This window comes from Bacillus sp. AR13-1 (assembly GCF_008042285.1).
GTDB lineage: Bacteria > Bacillota > Bacilli > Bacillales > Bacillaceae_G > Bacillus_A > Bacillus_A mycoides.
Map to the genome: position 1 here is coordinate 352643 of NZ_QNUA01000007.1, position 21315 is coordinate 373957.

Annotated in this window: 23 protein-coding genes and 1 pseudogene; 1 reads left to right on the plus strand and 23 read right to left on the minus strand. The window is 39.1% G+C overall.

Annotated elements, in window-relative coordinates; genetic code table 11:
• Positions 1-4: 4 nt before the first annotated feature.
• The 10 genes and pseudogenes from DN408_RS06220 to nuoA form a co-directional block, all read right to left on the minus strand.
• A complete protein-coding gene (locus DN408_RS06220) occupies positions 5-1507 on the minus strand; it encodes an NADH-quinone oxidoreductase subunit M (protein WP_078178187.1) in 1503 nt (500 codons plus the stop codon).
• Entirely contained in the window at positions 1504-3366 is a 1863-nt protein-coding gene (gene nuoL / locus DN408_RS06225; RefSeq protein ID WP_002130047.1) for an NADH-quinone oxidoreductase subunit L, read from the minus strand. Before nuoL ends, DN408_RS06220 begins: the two co-directional genes overlap by 4 nt.
• Before the next feature lie 29 nt (positions 3367-3395).
• Positions 3396-3710 carry an NADH-quinone oxidoreductase subunit NuoK gene (gene nuoK / locus DN408_RS06230; protein WP_000100081.1) on the minus strand — a complete coding sequence of 105 codons (315 nt, stop codon included), beginning with the start codon at positions 3708-3710 and terminating at the stop codon, positions 3396-3398.
• Complete coding sequence (locus tag DN408_RS06235; RefSeq protein ID WP_001012819.1) at positions 3703-4227, minus strand: NADH-quinone oxidoreductase subunit J; 525 nt, start codon at positions 4225-4227, stop codon at positions 3703-3705. Before DN408_RS06235 ends, nuoK begins: the two co-directional genes overlap by 8 nt.
• A complete protein-coding gene (nuoI, locus tag DN408_RS06240) occupies positions 4224-4643 on the minus strand; it encodes an NADH-quinone oxidoreductase subunit NuoI (RefSeq protein WP_002016193.1) in 420 nt (139 codons plus the stop codon). The genes DN408_RS06235 and nuoI overlap by 4 nt, the downstream gene beginning before the upstream one ends.
• A gap of 25 nt (positions 4644-4668) precedes the next feature.
• Entirely contained in the window at positions 4669-5670 is a 1002-nt protein-coding gene (nuoH, locus tag DN408_RS06245; RefSeq protein ID WP_002068471.1) for an NADH-quinone oxidoreductase subunit NuoH, read from the minus strand.
• On the minus strand, positions 5670-6770 hold the full coding sequence (gene nuoD, locus DN408_RS06250; RefSeq protein ID WP_033731107.1) for an NADH-quinone oxidoreductase subunit NuoD: 1101 nt from the start codon (positions 6768-6770) through the stop codon (positions 5670-5672). The genes nuoH and nuoD overlap by 1 nt, the downstream gene beginning before the upstream one ends.
• Positions 6771-6773: 3 nt before the next feature.
• Positions 6774-7878 (minus strand): annotated as a pseudogene (locus DN408_RS06255) (NADH-quinone oxidoreductase subunit C).
• Positions 7875-8393: an NADH-quinone oxidoreductase subunit NuoB gene (nuoB, locus tag DN408_RS06260; protein WP_002089729.1), complete on the minus strand. Its 519-nt coding sequence runs from the start codon at positions 8391-8393 to the stop codon at positions 7875-7877. Before nuoB ends, DN408_RS06255 begins: the two are co-directional and overlap by 4 nt.
• Positions 8384-8752, minus strand: coding sequence for an NADH-quinone oxidoreductase subunit NuoA (gene nuoA, locus DN408_RS06265; protein ID WP_000179270.1), 369 nt, complete (start codon positions 8750-8752; stop codon positions 8384-8386). Before nuoA ends, nuoB begins: the two co-directional genes overlap by 10 nt.
• A gap of 306 nt (positions 8753-9058) precedes the next feature.
• On the opposite strand from nuoA, the gene DN408_RS06270 reads away from it, so the two are divergent.
• Positions 9059-11788, plus strand: a complete 2730-nt coding sequence (locus DN408_RS06270; RefSeq protein WP_078178189.1) for an EAL domain-containing protein — start codon at positions 9059-9061, stop codon at positions 11786-11788.
• Positions 11789-11805: 17 nt separating this feature from the next.
• Here DN408_RS06270 and DN408_RS06275 read toward each other — a convergent pair whose 3' ends face one another.
• From DN408_RS06275 to DN408_RS06335, 13 genes are all read right to left on the minus strand, one after another.
• Positions 11806-12459, minus strand: a complete 654-nt coding sequence (locus DN408_RS06275; RefSeq protein WP_002016276.1) for a DUF975 family protein — start codon at positions 12457-12459, stop codon at positions 11806-11808.
• Between the two features lie 44 nt (positions 12460-12503).
• Entirely contained in the window at positions 12504-13289 is a 786-nt protein-coding gene (locus DN408_RS06280) for a DUF975 family protein (RefSeq protein WP_078178190.1), read from the minus strand.
• A 317-nt stretch (positions 13290-13606) separates the two neighbouring features.
• Complete coding sequence (gene atpC / locus DN408_RS06285; protein ID WP_002016279.1) at positions 13607-14008, minus strand: F0F1 ATP synthase subunit epsilon; 402 nt, start codon at positions 14006-14008, stop codon at positions 13607-13609.
• A 20-nt stretch (positions 14009-14028) separates the two neighbouring features.
• The gene (gene atpD / locus DN408_RS06290) at positions 14029-15438 is read right to left on the minus strand and encodes a F0F1 ATP synthase subunit beta (protein WP_002016281.1); all 1410 of its coding nucleotides are present in this window, start codon (positions 15436-15438) and stop codon (positions 14029-14031) included.
• Positions 15439-15683: 245 nt separating this feature from the next.
• A complete protein-coding gene (gene atpG, locus DN408_RS06295) occupies positions 15684-16544 on the minus strand; it encodes a F0F1 ATP synthase subunit gamma (protein ID WP_002016283.1) in 861 nt (286 codons plus the stop codon).
• Between the two features lie 289 nt (positions 16545-16833).
• Positions 16834-18342, minus strand: coding sequence for a F0F1 ATP synthase subunit alpha (gene atpA / locus DN408_RS06300; protein ID WP_002016284.1), 1509 nt, complete (start codon positions 18340-18342; stop codon positions 16834-16836).
• An 11-nt stretch (positions 18343-18353) separates the two neighbouring features.
• Entirely contained in the window at positions 18354-18896 is a 543-nt protein-coding gene (atpH, locus tag DN408_RS06305) for a F0F1 ATP synthase subunit delta (RefSeq protein ID WP_002130060.1), read from the minus strand.
• On the minus strand, positions 18893-19399 hold the full coding sequence (gene atpF / locus DN408_RS06310; RefSeq protein WP_002016287.1) for a F0F1 ATP synthase subunit B: 507 nt from the start codon (positions 19397-19399) through the stop codon (positions 18893-18895). The genes atpH and atpF overlap by 4 nt, the downstream gene beginning before the upstream one ends.
• A gap of 129 nt (positions 19400-19528) precedes the next feature.
• Positions 19529-19747: a F0F1 ATP synthase subunit C gene (gene atpE, locus DN408_RS06315; RefSeq protein WP_000052064.1), complete on the minus strand. Its 219-nt coding sequence runs from the start codon at positions 19745-19747 to the stop codon at positions 19529-19531.
• Positions 19748-19803: 56 nt separating this feature from the next.
• A complete protein-coding gene (atpB, locus tag DN408_RS06320; protein WP_000399874.1) occupies positions 19804-20523 on the minus strand; it encodes a F0F1 ATP synthase subunit A in 720 nt (239 codons plus the stop codon).
• Between the two features lie 7 nt (positions 20524-20530).
• A complete protein-coding gene (locus DN408_RS06325; RefSeq protein WP_002016288.1) occupies positions 20531-20923 on the minus strand; it encodes an ATP synthase subunit I in 393 nt (130 codons plus the stop codon).
• A complete protein-coding gene (locus DN408_RS06330) occupies positions 20923-21147 on the minus strand; it encodes an AtpZ/AtpI family protein (protein ID WP_002089742.1) in 225 nt (74 codons plus the stop codon). Before DN408_RS06330 ends, DN408_RS06325 begins: the two co-directional genes overlap by 1 nt.
• A 26-nt stretch (positions 21148-21173) precedes the next feature.
• Positions 21174-21287, minus strand: coding sequence for a DUF4024 domain-containing protein (locus tag DN408_RS06335; RefSeq protein WP_000232963.1), 114 nt, complete (start codon positions 21285-21287; stop codon positions 21174-21176).
• Between the last annotated feature and the right edge of the window lie 28 nt (positions 21288-21315).

Here is a 21315-nt window from a genome sequence, read left to right on the forward strand (position 1 = left end):
CATCCTACTTCACCCCCAATGTTTTCAATGTAGTTTGAAGTGGATCCCCTAGTAGTTCCGGCATTACCCCAATTGCAATAATACAAACGATAAGCACTATAACAGGAACGTACTCCCATCCGTGTATATCAAATTTCGCTTCCCATTCTTTCTTACCAAATATCACTTGAAGTGTCGCTCTTAATACGTATACAGCGGTTAAAATAATTCCAATTACACCGACAGCGGCGATAACAGGTTTCCCTTGGAATAAACCGAGAAAGGCAAGGAATTCGCTAATAAATCCGGACATCCCTGGCATTCCAAGCGATGCCATACCGCCCGCTAGGAAGAAACCGCTAAGCACCGGAACACTTTTGGCAAGTCCACCAAGTGCTGTAATATCCGAAGTCCCGAAACGCTCTTCAATAATGCCAAGCAAGAAGAAGAGTAAGGCCGCAATTAAACCGTGAGACACAACTTGGAACAATGCCCCTTGTGTACCTGGTGCATTTAACGCCGCAAGCCCCATTAATACAATACCCATATGCGAAATACTAGAGTAAGCAAGTACCTTTCTAAAGTCCGTTTGGATGAGTGCTAGAAAGGCCCCATACAATAAATTAATTACCCCTAAAATCGCAATTAGCGTTGCAAAATCACGAAAATATTCTGGGAATAATCCTTTCCCGAAGCGAACAACACCGTACGCGCCAATCTTCAGCAAAACCCCCGCGTGAAGCATAACTACAGCAGGATGCGCTTCTATGTGTACATTGACCATCCAGCGATGCAAAGGGAAAACAGGGAGTTTAATCGCAAAAGCAATCATTATGGCAAGAAACAAGCCGAACTGTACGCTACTTGAGACGGCCATTTCTCTCCCAGCACCTACACTCGTTAATATTTCTTTAAGCTCCGCAATATTTGTTGTACCTGTTTTCGCAAATAAAACCGAGAAAACGATAAGTAAAATAGCTGATCCAATACCGTTATATATTAAATAACTATATGCAGCCTTTTCACTCGACAATTTCCCCCACTTGCCAATTAATAAAAACATTGGTGGCAACGTAATCTCAAAGAACATGAAGAACAACATTAAATTTTGAGCAGCGAAGACACCGAGCATACCTATTTCTAACATGAGTAACAGCATGTAGAATGCTTTCAAATTTCTTTTAATAGAAAATGCCGCAATTGCTGCAAGCATCGCTAGAAGGGCTGTGAGCACCATCATTACAAGCGATAAACCATCAATGCCGAGCTCGTAATAAATTGAAAACCACCTTTTGTCCACTGCTGTGAAATCCCCAAATTGAATCCATTTCACCTTTTCATCAAATATCGATAAGCTCTTTCCTGAAGCGTATGTACAAGCAAGGACGATAGCAATTCCAAATGGAAGCGCCGTTCCGAATAAACCAAGCGCCTGCACTGTACGCGATTCTCGTTTCGGCGTTAATAAAAGCAAGAGAATTCCTAAAAGCGGGGAAAAAATGAAGAACGTTAATAGCAATCCATTCACCGTAAATCCCCTCCCGTATATAACAAAATAATTAGGAGCACTGCGAGCGAAACTGCTGTTACAGTTCCATACACTTGTACATTCCCGTTTTGAAGCCGCGATCCTAGTCCACTCATACCTTTAACGAGTCCAGCAATTAAAACTGCGATTCCTTCTACAACGTATACCTCAAATAAGCGAAGCACATGAGCGATTCCTTTCGTAATAGGAAGTACTGCCGCATTGTATAGTTCATCCACATAATATTTTTCTTTCAAAAGGTTATAAAAAGACGTCCCTTCTCCGCCGGCCCAATCTCTAGAGATAGATTTCTTGCCATATATGAAATATGCGAGGGCAATTCCCGCAAATGAAACGAGCGTCGCAACAACCATAATCCAAACAGGTCCATGCACTTCCTTCACCTGGAATCCTATATCTTTCGTAAGCCAATCCCCAAGAAACGTCCCGAACCACGGTGTATTTATATAACCTGCCACTACCGCAAGAACACCAAGGACAATCATCGGATACGTCATGGTGCGAGGCGATTCATGCACCTCTTCCTTCGTCTTCGTTTCCCCCGTAAAGACAAGAAAATATAGACGGAACATATAAAATGCTGTTAGAAATGCCGCAATTACTGCTAAAACGAATAGAAAGTAATTGCCATTCATCCAAGCCGCCGCTAAAATTTCATCTTTACTAAAAAATCCGGAAAGAAGAGGAACACCACTAATTGCAAGTGTGCCTATTAAAAATAGTGCACCGGTTACTTTCATCTTTTTCTGTAAACCGCCCATTTTATTAATGTTTTGCGTATGGACTGCATGAATTACACTTCCTGCTGCCAGGAACAATAATGCTTTAAAAAAGGCGTGTGTCGTTAAGTGAAAGATACCAGCTACATAACCAGCCGAGCCGAGCGCAAGCATCATATACCCGAGCTGACTAACTGTAGAATAAGCAAGAACCCTCTTAATATCTGTTTGCACTAGACCGATAGAGGCCGCAAAGATTGCGGTGAAAGCCCCAACGATTGCCACAGTTTGCATCGCTACCGCACTTGCTGAAAATAGCGGGAACATCGTCGCTACTAAATATACGCCGGCTGCAACCATCGTTGCCGCGTGAATAAGCGCCGAAACAGGCGTCGGTCCTTCCATTGCATCTGGCAACCATGTATGAAGCGGGAACTGACCCGATTTCCCCATCGCACCGATAAAAATTAATATCGCCGTTATTGTAATCATAGAAGGAGAGAGGTCGCCCGTATGAATCGCTTTAAAAATCGCGTCATATTCAAAACTACCTGCGTGCCAAAAAATTAATATCATCCCAATAAATAGCCCAACATCCCCAATGCGTGTCATAATAAAAGCCTTTTTCGCAGCAGCCTTCGCTTCTTCTTTAAAGAAATAAAAACCGATAAGTAAAAACGAACCAAGGCCGACTAACTCCCAAAATATATAAAGCTGTAATAAATTCGTCGATATAACTAGCCCAAGCATCGCAAAGGTAAAGAGCCCTAAATATGCATAAAAGGTTGGTAATCTGGTGTCACCTTTCATATAACCTTTTGAGTACACATGTACAAGAAAACTCACAAGTGTAACGATAAACAACATTAAAGCCCCTAATGCGGTAACTTCAAAACCAAATGATATGTCTATATCTCCTACCCTAAGCCATACCCACTTATGCTTCACTGCCTCGGATGAAAATCGTTCTATTAGTACCACTACCGCGGATATAAAGGAGAGAAAGGTAAAGAAAATACCTAGTACACTACTTCCCTCTCTAATTTTCTTCCCGAACACAATAAGTAACAAAAACGAAACAAGCGGGAAAAGCGGTATGAGCCATGCATAATCGATCATTGTTTCCTTCCCCCTTTTCGGTCACAATGCTATCCTTTGAGCGTATCCATCTCATCTACATGAACTGTCGGGCGATTACGGTACAAAGCAATCAAAATTGCAAGACCTACCGCTGCCTCCGCTGCCGCTACAGACATCGTAAACAGCGAAAAAATTTGTCCTGTTAAATTCGGAAACAAGCCTAATTTACTAAACGCTACTAGATTTAAATTGGCGGCGTTTAACATCAATTCGATACAAACTAGTACAATTACTGTATTTCGCTTTGTTAAAGCTCCAAATAAGCCGATGCAAAACAAAATAATCGCAAGTGTTAAATACGCAGAAGCCGGAACGCTACTCATGGGAATCCTCCTCTCCCTCATCCTTCTTCGCAAGGATAATCGCTCCTACAAGTGCTACAAGTAAAATAACTGAGGTTAATTCGAATGGAATAATATATTTTGAATAGAGAAGTGTACCGATTTGAAGTGTGTTATTTTCATGGAGAGGTAAACTTCCTTGTGTGCTTTGATTTGAAAAATCGATACTATTAACAGCGAAATACATAACTGCTCCAAATGCTACAACCGCAAAGAAGATAATCCATTTTCGAAGAGTAAGGCGCGATTCATTTTCCGCGTTATGTTTCGTTAACATAATGCCAAAAATCATAATAATAGTGATTGCACCAGAGTAAAGTAAAATTTGTGCCACTCCGATAAATTCGGCTGATAAGAGAAAGTACAAACCCGCAATGCTAAGGAACGTAAGTACAAGGGCCAGCATCATATGCATTACTTTCGTTAAATTCAGCATAAGAACGCCGCCGATAATCGCAGACAAGGATAATATAAAGAAAGCTACAAACTCGCCGTTCATGCTTTATTCTCCTTCCTGATGTTCTCGTCGTTCTCGTCAAGCCACTGCAGATTTTTAAATAAATCATCACGTGAATACTCTGCAAGTTCAAAGTTATTTGTCATTACAATCGCCTCTGTCGGACAAACTTCTGTACATAAATCGCAAAGAATACAAATTTCAAAATTAATATCATACGTGTCGATAATTTTCCCTTTTTTCGTAGGATCAGGATGTTTTTTTCCTGTTAATTGAATGCAATCTGTCGGACAAATGTTGGAACACTGATTACAAACAATACATTTCTCTGGATAAAACTTTTGAATACCTCGAAATCGGTCTGGTAATGGCAACGGTTGATTTGGATAATCATACGTCACCTTTTTCTTACTCAAATTACTAAGCGTATATTTTAACCCTTTAAATAGTCCTTTCATCTCTTACTGGCACCCCCTTTATAGATTAGAAGAATAGCTCCTTAATCAATGCCGTTAAGAAAATATTTGCAAGTGCGATTGGTAATAATACTTTCCAACCAAACTCCATTAACTGGTCACCTCTTATGCGCGGGAACGTAACGCGGAACCAAATCAATAGAAAGACCACACTGCTGAATTTCAAAGCAAACCATACGGCTCCTGGAATAAACCCAAGGAACATAACTGGATTCCAGCCTCCTAAAAAGAGTACTGTAATTAAAGATGACATCCCGAAGAAATACACATACTCTGAAAGCATGAAAAACGCCCAGCGAAAACCTGAGTATTCCGTATGGTATCCTGAAACAAGTTCTGACTCCGCTTCGGGTAAATCAAACGGTGTCCTATTTAACTCTGCAACTGCAGCGATTAAGAAAATGACGAAACCGATTGGCTGTGCGAAAATGTACCATACCTTTTCCTGCGCCGCTACAATTTCATTCAAGTTAAGACTACCAGCTAACAAAACGACGCCAATTACACTCATCACAAGTGGAATCTCATAAGAAATCATTTGCGCTGCCGCACGCATCCCTCCTAAAAGGGAATATTTATTATTTGATGCCCATCCCCCAGTTACGACGCCGATCGTCGTAATCCCAGAAACAGCAATGTAATACAGTAACCCTACGCCAATATCCGCGAACTGAAATTTATCAGTAAATGGGATAACCGCAAGTACCATAAATGCTGGTGCGAATGCAATAACAGGTGCTAATATAAACAACGGTTTATCAGCAGCTTTCGGAATGCTATCTTCTTTTAATAATAGTTTCAAAACATCAGCTACCGTTTGGAGTAAACCGAACCGGCCCCCAACTTGGTTTGGTCCAATCCGCCCTTGCATAAATCCCATCACTTTCCGTTCTGCCAAAATACCGTATGTAACGAAGCCAAGGACTGCAAATAATAGAAGCACCGCTAATCCGAAAAAAATGAAGAAATTCGTCCAGCTTGAAGGTGATTGTAAGAGCGTCTCAATCATTAGCCGTCAACCTCCCCAAGTACAATATCAACCCCACCTAAAATCGTAATTAAATTGGCGATGTTTTCACCTTTCAATAACTTCGGTAAGATTTGCAAATTATAAAAAGACGGTCTACGAAATTTCAAGCGGTACGGCTCTTTCTTTCCATCACTAGCAATATAACAGCCAATCTCTCCCCGCGGTGACTCTATACGGACGAACGCTTCTCCCTTAGGTGCTTTAATAATTTTCGGCACTTTCGCCAGCACAGCGCCGTCTTTCGGGAACTGTTCGGCTGCTTGCTCAATAATTTTCAATGACTCCTCAATTTCCTCCATCCGGCAAACGTAGCGATCCCAAGCATCTCCCGAGATCCCAACAGGAATATCAAAGTCAAAACGATCATAAATAGAATACGGCTCATCTTTGCGAAGATCCCAGTGGACTCCCGTGCACCGCAAATTTGCGCCACTTAAAGAATACGAGATCGCCTCTTCCGCGCTATATACGCCAACGCCTTTCACACGATTTAAGAAAATTTCATTTCCGCTAACGAGGTCGTGATACCCTTCCAACTGCTCTCTCATATACGGAACAAACTCTTTCACCTTTTCAATCCAGCCGTCTGGTGCATCCCACTTCACGCCGCCGACTCTCATATAGTTGAAAGTAAGCCTTGCACCGCACAATTCACTTAATAAATTTATAATCATCTCTCGTTCACGAAAGGCATATAAAAATGGACTAACCGCTCCTATATCAAGCAGGTTCGTTCCCCACCAGACGAGATGGCTCGCAACTCTCCCAAGCTCCATCGCAAGCACCCGTAAATATTCAGCACGCTCTGGAATCTCAAGATCCATCATCGTCTCTACAGCGTGGCAAAGGACGTAATTATTCGTCATTGCTGATAAATAGTCCATTCGATCTGTATACGGGATAATTTGTGTATATTGCAAGCTCTCAGCTATCTTTTCTGTTCCGCGATGCAAATATCCGATAACCGGTGTAGCCTCTTTAATAATTTCTCCGTCAATCTTAATCACAAGCCGAAACACACCATGTGTACTCGGATGCTGCGGCCCTACATTTAAGAGCATCTCTTCCGTACGGATCACAAGCTACACCTCCACATCATACGGTTCATAATCCTTCCTAAGCGGATACCCCACCCAATCATCCGGCATTAAAATGCGGGATAAATTAGGATGACCTTCAAATACAATACCGAGCAAATCATACGTTTCACGCTCCGGCCAATCTGCCCCTTTCCAAAGCGGCGTCACCGATTTTACTTGCGGCGCTTCCCTATCGAGCTTTACCTTCACTGCTACTGACTGTTTCTTTCCATATGAAAATAAATGAACGTATACTTCCATATGTGTCACAAAATCTGTCGCATGTAGCTCTGACATATAATCAAAAGCAAGCCCCTCATGGAATCGCATTAATTCCATCACTTCATAATATTTCGAAGGCTCCGCCACAAGAGTTGGAACATCTTTTGAAAGCTTATTAATATAGGAATCTACTAATGCATATCCTCCTACCCTCTCCTTAACAACCTCCACATAGCGATTTAAATATGGTTGGTTAACTGATGGTTCTTCCTGCTGCGGTTCGTCTTCTATCTTATTTACAGATCCCTTTGCCCTTGCCGCAGCAGCGGCTTTCGCTTTCGCGGCTGCAATTGCCTTTGCTTTCCCATCTCCAGAATCCCCCTCACCTTGTGAGGCTTTCTGCTTCGCTAACGCTGCTGCTTTTGCTTTTGCAGCTGCTACGGCCTTCGCTTTAGCTTTTTCTTCGTCCGTTACTTCTTCTGATCCTTCTCGCTTTTGCTTCGCTAATACCGCTGCTTTTGCTTTTGCGGCTGCTGCGGCCTTCTCGCTTTTGCTTCGCTAATGCCGCTGCTTTTGCTTTTGCAGCTGCTGCGGCCTTTGCCTTCGCTTTGGCTTTTTCTTCGTCCGTTACTTCTTCTGATCCTTCTCGCTTTTGCTTCGCTAATACCGCTGCTTTTGCTTTTGCAGCTGCTGCAGCCTCCACCTTCGCTTCTTCTACATTAATCTCCTTATCTTTTGGTAGCGCTTTCTCTTTTTCTCGATGTTCTCCTTCAAGTTTAGACATTTCCGCCCCATGTTTCGCAGCAAGACGTTTTCGCGCTTCCTCTTTCGCATGACGGGCTGCTTCTCTTTTCATACTTTCTAAGTCTTTATTTAGATCACTCATTTATTCGTCACCTGCTTCCCGGTCCTCGCCTCGTAACGAATTTTTTCTTTTAATTTATTAATTCCATAAATTAAAGCAGCAGGATTTGGAGGGCATCCAGGAATATACACATCAACTGGTACAATTTGATCTACACCTTTCACAACAGCATACGAATTCACATACGGACCACCGGCCGTTGCACAAGATCCCATCGCAATTACCCACTTCGGTTCAGGCATTTGATCATATAGGCGCCGAACAATAGGTGCCATTTTCTTCGTTACCGTTCCTGACACAATCATGACGTCCGATTGTCTTGGTGAAGTCCGAAAAAATGACCCAAATCGATCTAAATCGTAATGTGATGAGCCTACTCCCATCATTTCAATCGCACAGCATGCCAGTCCAAATGTCATCGGCCATAAAGAGTTGCTCCGCGCCCATCCCTTCAACTGTTCCAATGTAGAAAAAAAGATATTCCTTTCTAATTCCGCTCGCTCCTGTGGGTGTAATTCCTCAAAATTTATAACCATTGTAACACCTTCTTTTTCCAAGCATACGCTAATCCAACTAGCAACATCACAACAAAAATGAGCATTTCAATCAGTGCAAATAAACCAAGCTTGTCATATGCAACAGCCCATGGGTATAAAAATAAAGTTTCTACATCAAAGATGACGAACAATAAAGCGAAAATGTAATAACGAGCATGAAACCGAATATTTGCATCATGAAAAGGCTCAATTCCACTCTCATACGTCGTCGCTTTCGCTGCACTCGGTTTGTTTGGACGCAGCATTTTCCCTAATGTAAGAGCCACTACCGGCAGCAATATACCTAATAGCAAGAAAATCAAAACGATCATATAACTATTTTCATATACACTTGCCATTGTGAAACCCTCCCCCCTGAATTAAGAACAAGTTCACATAGTAAACAATATGTCTTACTTGCATTATTTATTATTTTTAAATTTTTCTAAATAATGCAACTATTTAATTCATTATAGCAAACTTCAAATTCCTATGTCGATATATTGGGAACAGAAACAACAATTAATACTTGCTGAGCAAATCTATTTTTACAACTCATTATAAATGTGTAAAATAAATATAGAAATTCTATATGTTTTCAAGCAATCATAAAAAACATAAACTACAAAAAGGTGGTTCTTATGTATATACAGTGGGTGATATAAATGAAAAAACAAACACATGTAAGTATTCTTATAAGCATTTCATTATTGTATATAGCTATTCATTACGTATCAATGTCCGTTTTATATGAGTACGCACTCCCATTTCAAATATTAACTGGAATAAGTACCATATTAATTGATATTACAATTTGCAGTTATATATTTTATTTTTCAAATATAAAACAAGGGTTATCTCGTTTGTTTTGGATAACATTAACTATCGGATCCTTCTCTTATTTCATCGGCGATATAGTAGTTGCTTATCAACGCTTAATTCTGCATGACTACTATACATTCGTTGATCCATCAGACTTTTTTTACTTATTATTTTTAATTAGCTTTGCATTTGCCTTTCTATATGAAATTATTTATGGCCGAGATTTATTGGAACAGCTTTTTACGATATGTGATATTTGTATTATTGTTACTGCTCAATTTACTTTAAGCTACTATTTACTTATTGAAAGAACCATTCATATTTTTACAACATCATATATCGACATGTTTGTTCAACTCACGTATCCAATGGCTGATCTACTCTTTCTTTTAATAGGAATCAACCTTTTATTCAGACCATTATCCTTACTACCAAAGCAAGTTGGTGCTCTTCTTGGCAGTGCTTTAATTTTGTATGCTACTACGGATTCTATTTATGCTTATATAAAATACTTCCAGCCTGAGCACTCTATGTTCACAGTTGCTCCATTATATCAAGTAACCTTATTATTGGTAGCAATCGCTTGTATACTTCACACAAAAGACCCCGAAAAACAAGAGCAAATATTACTAACGCCTCAATTTGGTGAATCAATCCGATTATCATTACCGTATATTTCTGTCGTGATGCTTATTGTTTTTATATTGGTCGAAAATGTTTTTGCACCTATCGTAGTAATTGGACTTATGGTAACTTTCGCCTTCGTTCTCATACGCCATACGTTAGTTCGAAGACAAAATAAAATATTATTGCTAGCACAAATGCAATTCAGTTTAGAACTCGAGAAACAAATCGAACTACGTACAGAAGATTTAGTAGAACAAAAAAATGAGTTATATCATAACCAACAAATGTTTAAATCTTTATATGAGCATCATCCAGATCCAATTTTCACATTAGATTTGTACGGTAATTTTCTCAATGTGAACAACGCTGGAACTACTTTACTCGGTTATCAAACGAATGAATTATTAAACCAACCATACTATTCACTTATGTATGAACAAGATTTGGAAGAAATCATTACTGCCTTTCATCACGTGAAAAAAGGGAAATCTATTTCTTTAGAAATACGGGCATATCATAAAAATAGAGATATTTACTACTTACATGTTACAGCTGTTCCCATCTTTTTAAAGGAACATATTTCTGGGGCCTATTTAATGATTAAAGATATTACAGAAAGCAAGCAGCAACAAGAGCAAATTAATTTCCTAGCATATCACGATACTTTAACGGAACTTGCGAATCGCCGTTCATTTCATCAACAGTTAGAAAAGGCAATTGCACGAGCAAAAATATCAAAAAGACCTTTTGCTGTTATGTTTCTCGATTTAGACCGTTTTAAAGTTATTAACGATACTCTCGGTCACCGGGTAGGAGATCTTCTTTTAATTGCTGTAGCAAAAAGACTAGAACGAATATCGACGTCAAATATGAAACTTGCTCGGTTAGCTGGGGATGAATTCACAATTCTTATAGAAGATTATAAAGAAGATAGAGATGTACAAAAAATAGCTGATATGATTGTACTATCTATGAATGAGCCATTCGAAATTGAAAATCAACATTTACAAATCTCGCCAAGTATCGGGATTGCAATATACCCAGAAGCAGGCGAAGATCCGTTATCTATTTTACAACATGCTGATATGGCCATGTACGAAACCAAAAATAAAGGAAAGAATGGTAGCTCACTTTATACGAAAGAGTTATATAAAAAAATGGAGCGAAAAGCTCGAATTGAAAAAGATTTACCACTTGCTTTAGTAAATAAAGAATTCTTTCTCGTCTATCAACCACAAGTTGACATTACAACGAATAAAATCATCGGTGCCGAAGCTTTAATCCGTTGGAAACATCCACTATTAGGTGACATTTCACCATGTGAGTTCATTCCAATTGTGGAAGAGACTCCGCAGGTCATCCCACTTGGGCATTGGGTGCTACGAGAGTCTTGTCGTCAACTAAAAATATGGCAAAGTTTTGGATACACAAACTTAAAAATGAGTGTCAATTTATCAGCGAAAGAATTTCAACAAAATCAATTAATCGAAAATATTTCACAAATACTAAAGGACGTTAAAATTGACCCGAAAGATGTAACACTTGAACTAACAGAACGAATTGCGATGATTGATGAAAAAGAAACATTATCGAGACTAAAGCAATTAAAAGAATATGGTATTCAAACGTCCATTGATGACTTCGGTACCGGCTACTCTTCTCTTGCTTATTTATCAATTTTCCCTATCGATACATTAAAAGTACCAAAAGAATTTACACAACTAGCCGATCATCGGCCTGAAGAAAGAGCCATCGTTTCCACTATCCTTTCCCTTGCAAATACTTTAAATCTCTCTGTCGTTGCTGAAGGAATTGAAACAGAAAAACAGCTTAAGTTTCTGCAAAAAAACAACTGTAAATACATGCAAGGTTACTATTTCAGTAAACCTCTAACAAGTAAACAGTTTATAAAATTCCTACAAAAAACACCCAGTATGAACCAATAGTTCACACTGGGTGTTTTTTAAAGTGTCGGAATTCTTTTTTCGTAATATTCTTCTGCAATCTCTTCGTAAAAAGCTGCTGTCGTTGTATAAAAATATGGAATCAGCCATAAAAATCCAATCCCTAATGTAATACAACTTAATATAAACCAACCAATAAAACTTAAACATAAAATGAAATACTCCATCTTATGTCCAGCCATCATACGACGACTTTCTGTAATAGCTTGATTTATTGAATACTCAGGATGATCATTTATAATAAAATACGTCATCGCATAAGAAAATGATTTAATAATGCCCGGAATAATAAATAGTAAGCACCATAAGAAAATATAAATGTTTACTACTATATATAATAAAAATGACTTTATAAACTTACTTCCTTCCGTAAACCATCTGAATATATGCCCAATACGCGCTTCTTTTTCACGAATTATATATAGTGCTAAACAATAACCACCTAGCGTTAATGGACCTACCATCAATATTGTAATAACATCTACTGAAAGTGAGTTATCTACTTCTTTCCAATCCCAAACCTGAGAGAAAATGAAATCAACACTAAAACTAAAAGCTGAAATAAGAATCGAAATAAGTAATGTTGCCCCAACAGCTAAGCCCCATTTTCCTTCTAGTGAATCTAGTGCTTCTCCTTTTAAATCACTAATCATAATTAGCCTCCAATACGTAATAATTCTATTAGTATAGCATGTTCCTACTGCAATTCACCTTTTGCAATATAGCGATAAAAATGTGCTGTCGTTGTACCTACATATGGACTAAGCCAAAGAACTCCTATTCCAAGAGTAAGAATTGCTAAAATAGCCCATCCTATGAAGCTAAGCCATAAAAGAAATAAATCTAGTTTATGCCCCTTCATAAAGTTCTTACTTTCTTTCATCGCCTGTGAAACGCTATAATCTGGATTTTCAACCATAACATAATACGTCATCGCATAAGAAAAATACATCACAATCATTACAACAATCGAAATAGCTAATAGTACAAAGAAAGCAATTGTTAACGATACATTCCCTTCCTCACCAAAAAACGCGAATACACCTAGTAACAACATCGGAATCCACGTACCTGTATATAACAAAATCGCAAGCATAGCCCACATTGTTTTCATCATTCTTTTAAAGCCACGAAATCCTTCAAATAAATAATCTACTCTAGCATCTTCTCGTTTACTAATTTGTAGCAACACATTCGTATAACCGTATGATGTAATACCATAAGATGCATTACTCAAAATGATTATTATGCAATAAAAAATTCCAAATGTAATACCTGCCCCGACTGATATCGCTTCCTCTTCAATTGAACCCGCTAAACCAACAACTAAGAAAAATATAATAATTCCTGGAATTAAAAGTATAAGCATTGCAGCCATTGAAACAACATAACTTAAAATAATATGTAAAATCGTTGATCCAACACCTAGTCCCCATTTTCCCTTTAAAGAGTACAATGCTTCTCGTTTCATTTCACCGATCATTTGTTCATCTCCTTTATGAAATATAAATTGTTATATATTTTCTACTTATACAAACAACAATATAATTATACCAATTTTGTAAGTTTATTCTATCTATTAAATTGAGTTTCAGTTTCGACATTTAAATAAAACACATCTATGCATAACAAAAAACGAACCTGCAGTTCTTTTTATTTCTTGATTTTCACTTGGCATCGGGCAAAAAAAGGCTCTGACGGCTAAATGCTCTCTCCTACCTAAAGAGAGGCATTTTTTCCCCTTTTTATTTATATCCATAACAAAAAATCCGTAAAGGCAAGAGCCCTTACGGATTTTTTTTACTTCATATCTGAAACGTTTAAACGGTTCACAGCACGCTGCAAAGCCATTTCTGCACGTCTAAAGTCAACATGCGCTTGTTTATCTTGCATACGTTGCTCAGCGCGACGTTTCGATTCATTTGCACGATGGATATCGATATGGTTTGCTTCTTCAGCAGATGATGATAACACAGTTACTTTATCTGGACGAACTTCGATAAAGCCACCGCTTACTGCTACATAATCAGTGTGCCCACCATTTTTCAGACGGACCGCACTAATTTTTAAAGGTGCAACAGTTGGAATGTGACCTGGTAAGATCCCCATTTCCCCACTCTCTGCTTTTACGCTTACCATTTCTACTTCTTTTTCGTAAACCGGTCCATCAGGAGTTACAATACTGACTGGAAATGTCTTCATAATTCGTCCCTCCTAAGGCCTTACGCCATCATTTTCTTCGCGTTTTCAATAACTTCTTCAATGCTACCAACAAGACGGAACGCATCTTCTGGAAGGTCATCATATTTTCCTTCTAGAATTTCTTTGAAACCACTAACTGTATTTTTTACAGGTACGTAAGAACCTTTTTGACCTGTAAACTGTTCAGCTACGTGGAAGTTTTGTGATAAGAAGAATTGAATACGACGAGCACGATGTACAACTAACTTATCTTCTTCAGATAACTCATCCATACCTAAGATAGCGATGATATCTTGAAGCTCTTTATAACGCTGTAAAGTTTGCTGTACTTGACGAGCTACTCCATAATGCTCTTCTCCTACGATTTCTGGAGAAAGCGCACGAGATGTAGATGCTAATGGATCTACGGCTGGGTAAATACCCATTTGTGTTAAACGACGCTCTAAGTTTGTTGTTGCATCTAAGTGAGCGAACGTTGTAGCTGGTGCTGGATCCGTATAGTCATCGGCTGGTACGTATACCGCTTGGATAGACGTGATAGATCCTTTATTTGTAGATGTAATACGCTCTTGTAATTGACCCATTTCTGTTGCAAGTGTTGGCTGGTAACCTACCGCAGATGGCATACGACCAAGAAGGGCAGATACTTCAGAACCCGCTTGCGTGAAACGGAAGATGTTATCGATGAACAATAGTACGTCTTGTCCTTGCTCATCACGGAAATGTTCAGCCATTGTTAAACCTGTTAATGCAACACGTTGACGTGCTCCAGGTGGCTCGTTCATTTGTCCGAATACCATCGCAGTTTTCTTAATTACGCCAGAATCGCTCATTTCGTGGTATAAGTCGTTACCTTCACGAGTACGCTCACCTACACCAGCGAATACAGAGATACCACCGTGCTCTTGTGCGATGTTGTTAATTAATTCCTGAATTAATACTGTTTTACCTACACCGGCACCACCGAATAGACCGATCTTACCACCCTTAATGTAAGGAGCAAGTAAGTCTACTACTTTAATACCAGTTTCAAGAATTTCTACTTTAGTAGATAACTCTTCGAACGCAGGCGCTTGACGGTGAATTGGATCACGACGTACATCCGCAGGAACATCACCATCTAAGTCAATTGCATCACCTAATACGTTAAATACACGACCAAGTGTTACATCACCAACTGGTACAGAGATTGCTTTACCAGTATCTTCTACTTCTGTGCCACGAACAAGTCCATCTGTGGAAGACATTGCAACTGTACGAACTGTGTCATCACCTAAATGAAGTGCAACTTCAAATGTTAAGTTAATGCTTGCTCCGTTTTCGTTGCTTTGTTTTACCGTAAGGGCGTTGTAGATTTCTGGTAGCTTTCCGCCATCAAACTTAACGTCTACAACCGGACCCATGATTTGCGTAACGCGCCCTTTATTCATCGGGTTCCCTCCTAGCTTTCTTTTAATTAGCCAGCTTTCTAAGAGAAGTCGGCTTTTAATTTTTATTAGTTTATAGCTTACGCGACTCTCCTGTTCTGGACGAACCGCTTCCGCTTTTTATTGAATCTAGTTCCGGTGGCTAGAAGGGTCGGTCATTTCACCCCTTCCTACGAGGCAAAGAACGCCTCTTTGTCAGGAGTTCCAATGCCCTCCCCTTCTGAGCAAGCCACCTACGCTTTTTAATACTATTCTAACGCTGCTACTCCACCAACGATTTCCGTAATTTCTTGCGTAATCGCTGCTTGACGCGCACGGTTGAATGAAAGTGTAAGTGAATCGATAACTTCCATTGCGTTGTCTGTAGCACTCTTCATTGCTGTCATACGCGCCGCGTGCTCACTTGCTTTACCGTCTAGTAATGCACCGTACACTAAGCTTTCTGCGTATTGTGGCAATAATACTTTTAAAATTTCTTCTTCAGAAGGTTCGAATTCATAAGCTGTCGTCGGTTTATCAGACGCCACATCCGTAAGCGGTAAAATTTTATTTTCCGTTACTTCTTGTGAAATTTTACTTACATAATGATTGTAGTAAATATACAGCTCATCATAAGCACCATCTGCGAACATCGCAATTGCTCGAGAAGCAATATCTTTAATATCAGTAAATGATGGGTGGTCAGATAATCCAACTACTTCATCAATAATGTTAAAGCCGCGACGTTTTAAATAATCACGTCCTAGTCGTCCAAGCACAATAATTGAATATTGGTTTGAATCCATATTATGACGTTCACGAATTACGTTACTTACTGTACGTAATACGTTACTGTTATAACCACCTGCTAGTCCGCGATCAGATGTAATAACGATGTACCCTGTACGCTTTACAGGACGCGCATTTAGCATTGGATGATTAATCCCTTTACTTCCTTGCGCAATGCTCGCTACTACTTCTTGAATCTTTTCCATATACGGAACGAAAGATTTAGCATTTTGTTCTGCACGGTTTAACTTAGATGCAGATACCATCTCCATCGCTTTCGTAATTTGACTCGTTTTCTTTGTCGAGTTAATCTTCGCTTTTATATCGCGTAAAGATGCCACAGGTTTTCACCACCTTTTTTCCGGAAGTTGGCACGATTAGTAAGAATCCTCTTCCTAATCTACGTTGCAAGATATTCTTGCTCATGATTGAAGGAAAAGAATAGGTGCACCTACTCTTTTCCTTTACATAACCGTCAGCAATCTCAAAGTTTGAGATGCCTTTATATTATCTAGCTCCAGCGGCTTGAATGCTCGGTGACTTCACTTCTTCCTACGAGGCAAAGACCGCCTCTTCGTCAGAAGCTCCATCCCCCTCACATTCAGAACGAGCCGCTTCCGCTTTTATTTATTATTCAGAAGCTACGAATACTTTTTTAAATCCGTTAATTGCTGCTGCAAATTTGTCGTCATCCGCAAGTTTCTTAGTTGTGCGAATTTCGCTTAATAAGTCAGTTGCATTTGAATCTAACCAAGCATGGAATTCTTCTTCGAAACGAGTGATATCTACTACTGGGATATCATCTAGGAATCCACGTGTTAAAGCGTAAAGAATGATAACTTGTTTCTCTACACGTAACGGTTTGTGTAATCCTTGTTTTAATACCTCAACTGTACGAGCACCACGGTTTAATTTCGCTTGTGTTGCTTTATCAAGGTCAGAACCGAACTGAGCGAACGCTTCTAACTCACGATAAGATGCAAGGTCAAGACGAAGTGTACCTGATACTTTACTCATCGCTTTAATCTGAGCTGATCCACCTACACGAGATACAGAAGTACCCGCATCGATTGCTGGACGTACGCCAGAGAAGAATAGGTCAGATTGTAAGAAGATTTGTCCATCCGTAATAGAAATTACGTTTGTTGGGATGTAAGCTGATACGTCCCCTGCTTGTGTTTCGATGAAAGGTAGTGCAGTTAAAGAACCGCCGCCTCTTGCATCACTTAATTTTGCTGCACGCTCTAATAAGCGAGAATGTAAGTAGAATACATCCCCTGGATATGCTTCACGACCTGGAGGACGACGTAATAGTAATGAAAGCTCACGGTAAGCCGCTGCTTGTTTTGATAAGTCATCATATACTACTAATACGTGTTTACCATTGTACATGAACTCTTCACCCATTGTTACACCAGCGTAAGGAGCTAGGTATAATAATGGAGCTGGTTGAGAAGCTGATGCAGTTACAACGATTGTGTAATCTAGTGCACCGTGCTTACGTAGTGTTTCTACTACGTTACGTACTGTTGATTCTTTTTGTCCGATAGCTACATAGATACAAATCATATCTTCATCTTTTTGGTTAATGATCGTATCAAGTGCAACTGCTGTTTTACCTGTTTGGCGGTCACCGATGATTAACTCACGTTGACCACGGCCAATTGGTACAAGAGCATCGATCGCTTTAATACCTGTTTGAAGTGGTTCATGAACAGATTTACGATCCATTACACCTGGTGCTGGACTTTCGATTGGACGAGTGTTTGTTGTATTGATTGGGCCTAAACCATCAACTGGTTGACCTAATGGGTTTACAACACGACCGATTAGTTCTTTTCCTACTGGTACTTGCATGATGCGACCAGTACGACGAACTTCGTCACCTTCACGGATTTCTGTGTAAGGTCCTAAAATAATGATACCTACGTTGTTTTCCTCTAAGTTTTGTGCTAGTCCCATAACGCCATTAGAGAACTCTACAAGTTCACCAGCCATAACGTTATCAAGACCATGAGCACGCGCAATACCGTCACCAACTTGGATAACTGTACCAACATCACTAACTTCGATTTCAGACTGATAGTTCTCGATTTGTTGCTTTATCAGTGCGCTAATTTCTTCAGCTCTGATGCTCATGTGCTTCACCCCTATCTATTCTTCATTAATTCACGCTGAATACGTGCTAATTTTCCTTGTAAGCTTCCGTCGTAAATGCGATTTCCAATACGTACTTTAATGCCGCCTAGTAAATCTTCATCCACAACATTTTTCACGCGAATTGCATCTTTTCCTGTTTTTTTTGCAAATGCTTCTGCAATGTTAAGTTTTTCTTCTTCCGATAGAAGACGAATAGAATATACAGTTGCATCCGCTACGTTACGTTCTTCATTAGCAAGAACAACATATTCATTTGCAATTTCAGGTAGGATATCAATACGCTTGTTATCAATTAAAATATATAACGTATTTAAAATAGATTCAGAAACAGATGCGAATACGTTTGCAAGAAACGTTTTCTTCTGCTCTTTTGAAATGTTCGGTTGCGTTAAAAAGCTATGTAGTTCTCCGTTCTTTGTAAAAACGTTTTGTACAAGGCGTAATTCCTCTTCAAACATTTCTAATACGTGTTTTTCTTTTGCAATTTTGAAAAGAGCGACAGCATAACGTTTTGCTACAATCCCATTGCTCATCGCGCTTCTCCTACTTCTTTAATATAATCGCGAATTAACTTCACTTGATCTTCTTCTTTTAATTCTTTTTCAATTACTTTAGAAGCAATATGAACAGATAAAGAAGCAACTTGTTCTTGTAAAGCAGCAATCGCTTGCTCTTTTTCGCGTTGAATTTCTTGTACAGCAGATGTTTTAATTGATTCTGCTTCTTCTTTCGCAGCAGCAACAATAACATCCTTTTGATCTACAGCTTGTTTCTTCGCTCTTTCGATTAACTCTTGTGCTTCAACACGCGATTGTTTTAACATTTCACGTTGTTCTTCTACTAATTTCTTCGCTTCAGCATTACTTCTTTCTGCAGCGTCGATTTCATTAGTAACATGCTCTTCACGTTCTTTCATAATTCCCATTAAAGGACCCCACGCGAATTTGCGTAGCATTACTAATAGAAGTAAGAAAATGAACAATGTATAAGCAATCGTTCCAAATGGAATGGAAGCCCCTAATAATAAAGTTGGCACAAGGATTCACTCCCTTCAAAATATCTAAATTGATCATATGAAAAAAAAAGACATACGTTTCGTTCATAAAGCAATGGCGAAGAAAGTTCGGAAAAACACTCTTCGCCATCTATGTAAGGGGAGTCTCCCTTATTTGTTCATTACGATGAAAGCAATAACTACACCGATAATTGGAAGTGCCTCAACTAATGCAACCCCGATGAACATAATTGTTTGAAGTGCGCCTTTTAATTCTGGTTGACGAGCAACACCTTCGATTGTACGTGATACGATAAGACCGTTACCAATACCTGCACCTAATGCTGATAAACCAATTGCAATTGCAGCTGCGATTACACCTAAACTCATTTAATTTGTCCTCCTTTGTATTATAAAAAAATAAATTTTTTCTTACTTAAATTATATTAATGGTCATGGCTTACTTTATGAGCCATATAAACCATCGTTAACATTACGAAAATAAATGACTGGATTGAACCAACGAATACGCTGAATCCCATCCATGCTAACATCGGTACAAGTGCACCTAATGCTCCTAAGAATGATGCCCCGCCTAACTTAGCAAGTAATCCTAATAAGATTTCACCTGCGTAAATGTTACCAAATAAACGAAGACCTAACGTTAATGTGTTAGCAAACTCCTCAATAACCTTTAATGGGAATAAGAATTTCATAGGTTGGAAATAACCTTTAACATATTCTTTCGTACCCTTCATCTTAATTCCATAATAATGGGTGAGGGTAACTACCATCACGGCTAATGTTAATGCAACTGCTGGATCAGACGTTGGTGATCTCCACCATGCAATATGTTCGCCAGCCTCAACTGTTGAATACATGAATGGTAAACCAAGGAAGTTCGATACGATGATAAACATGATAAGCGTAACGCCAAGCGTTAAGAAACGTCCACCTGTTTTCCAATCCATCGTACTATTGATAATCCCTTTCACGAAGTCAAACACCCATTCCATGAAATTTTGCATCCCGGTTGGGCGAAGCGCTAAGCTGCGAGTTCCGATAACAGCGATTAAGAAAACAATAACTGCTGCTACAGTAACCATCATAACTGATGACAAATCGAACGTTAAACCTAGAAATTCAACTAATTTACCGTGTTCCACTAGTAATTCACCTCTCTTCCCTGCTCGTATACTCTAAATAAAGAAAATCTATGATCATGACAAGGTATCCTGTCAGCAATCCTACACCTAAGCCCCACATCGCAATTAACTCTTGATATTTGGCTGCAAATAAAATTAATAACCCAATCGTGGCGAATCTTGAATATGTACTTACCGCTGTCGCCTTAAACTTCACGTTTTCTCCATTTGTTACGCGATCTAATAGCTTGTCTGTTCTACGTGCAATGATGCGCAAACTAAGAAAACTGAAAATCGTTCCGATAATCAGCCCAAGAAATACATCCTTGTAAGAGGTAATTCCCCATCCTAGCACTAGAAGCGCAAGCAAGTAGTACATATATTTCTTTTGTCGTTGGACAAGTCCATGTACGTCTATCATCATTGCTCTCCCGAATAGTAATGTTGAATGAGTCGAATCATTGCGTATACCCCTGTTCCTAACCCGAGTAATAACCCTATAATAAGAAACAACGGAAACGTTCCAACCTTATTATCAATCCATTGCCCACCAAAGATTCCGATAAGAATAGAACCAACTAACTGAGCAAGTATTCCTGACATTAAAGCATACGCTTTTATATGGCTGCGATCGTTTTTTTGCAAGGATTCATCCCTCCAATATGTAACCCTCATTCACGATGTGTTAATAATAACTCATTTTTCTGCATAAATTCTATACAAAATAAAAAGTTTACATTTTCGTCACGGAATAGATGCATTTTTGTCACTGAAAGCCCTACCATCTATCCCCGTTGTTAGCATACAATAGGG

What these genes read in the sequence shown, in the direction of transcription:
- DN408_RS06325 (WP_002016288.1), bottom strand. Translation starts at nt 20,923, where the DNA reads ATGATAGACGTACATGGACTTGTCCAACGACAAAAGAAATATATGTAC.
- atpE (WP_000052064.1), bottom strand. Translation starts at nt 19,747, where the DNA reads ATGAGTTTAGGTGTAATCGCAGCTGCAATTGCAATTGGTTTATCAGCA.
- atpH (WP_002130060.1), bottom strand. Translation starts at nt 18,896, where the DNA reads ATGAGCAATGGGATTGTAGCAAAACGTTATGCTGTCGCTCTTTTCAAA.
- atpD (WP_002016281.1), bottom strand. Translation starts at nt 15,438, where the DNA reads ATGAATAAAGGGCGCGTTACGCAAATCATGGGTCCGGTTGTAGACGTT.
- nuoI (WP_002016193.1), bottom strand. Translation starts at nt 4,643, where the DNA reads ATGAAAGGACTATTTAAAGGGTTAAAATATACGCTTAGTAATTTGAGT.
- nuoB (WP_002089729.1), bottom strand. Translation starts at nt 8,393, where the DNA reads ATGGTTATAAATTTTGAGGAATTACACCCACAGGAGCGAGCGGAATTA.
- DN408_RS06235 (WP_001012819.1), bottom strand. Translation starts at nt 4,227, where the DNA reads ATGAACGGCGAGTTTGTAGCTTTCTTTATATTATCCTTGTCTGCGATT.
- atpC (WP_002016279.1), bottom strand. Translation starts at nt 14,008, where the DNA reads ATGAAGACATTTCCAGTCAGTATTGTAACTCCTGATGGACCGGTTTAC.
- DN408_RS06280 (WP_078178190.1), bottom strand. Translation starts at nt 13,289, where the DNA reads ATGATCGGTGAAATGAAACGAGAAGCATTGTACTCTTTAAAGGGAAAA.
- nuoL (WP_002130047.1), bottom strand. Translation starts at nt 3,366, where the DNA reads ATGATCGATTATGCATGGCTCATACCGCTTTTCCCGCTTGTTTCGTTT.
- nuoA (WP_000179270.1), bottom strand. Translation starts at nt 8,752, where the DNA reads ATGGCAAGTGTATATGAAAATAGTTATATGATCGTTTTGATTTTCTTG.
- nuoK (WP_000100081.1), bottom strand. Translation starts at nt 3,710, where the DNA reads ATGAGTAGCGTTCCGGCTTCTGCGTATTTAACACTTGCGATTATTTTG.
- DN408_RS06335 (WP_000232963.1), bottom strand. Translation starts at nt 21,287, where the DNA reads ATGGTAGGGCTTTCAGTGACAAAAATGCATCTATTCCGTGACGAAAAT.
- nuoH (WP_002068471.1), bottom strand. Translation starts at nt 5,670, where the DNA reads ATGATTGAGACGCTCTTACAATCACCTTCAAGCTGGACGAATTTCTTC.
- atpA (WP_002016284.1), bottom strand. Translation starts at nt 18,342, where the DNA reads ATGAGCATCAGAGCTGAAGAAATTAGCGCACTGATAAAGCAACAAATC.
- DN408_RS06275 (WP_002016276.1), bottom strand. Translation starts at nt 12,459, where the DNA reads ATGATTAGTGATTTAAAAGGAGAAGCACTAGATTCACTAGAAGGAAAA.
- DN408_RS06270 (WP_078178189.1), top strand. Translation starts at nt 9,059, where the DNA reads ATGAAAAAACAAACACATGTAAGTATTCTTATAAGCATTTCATTATTG.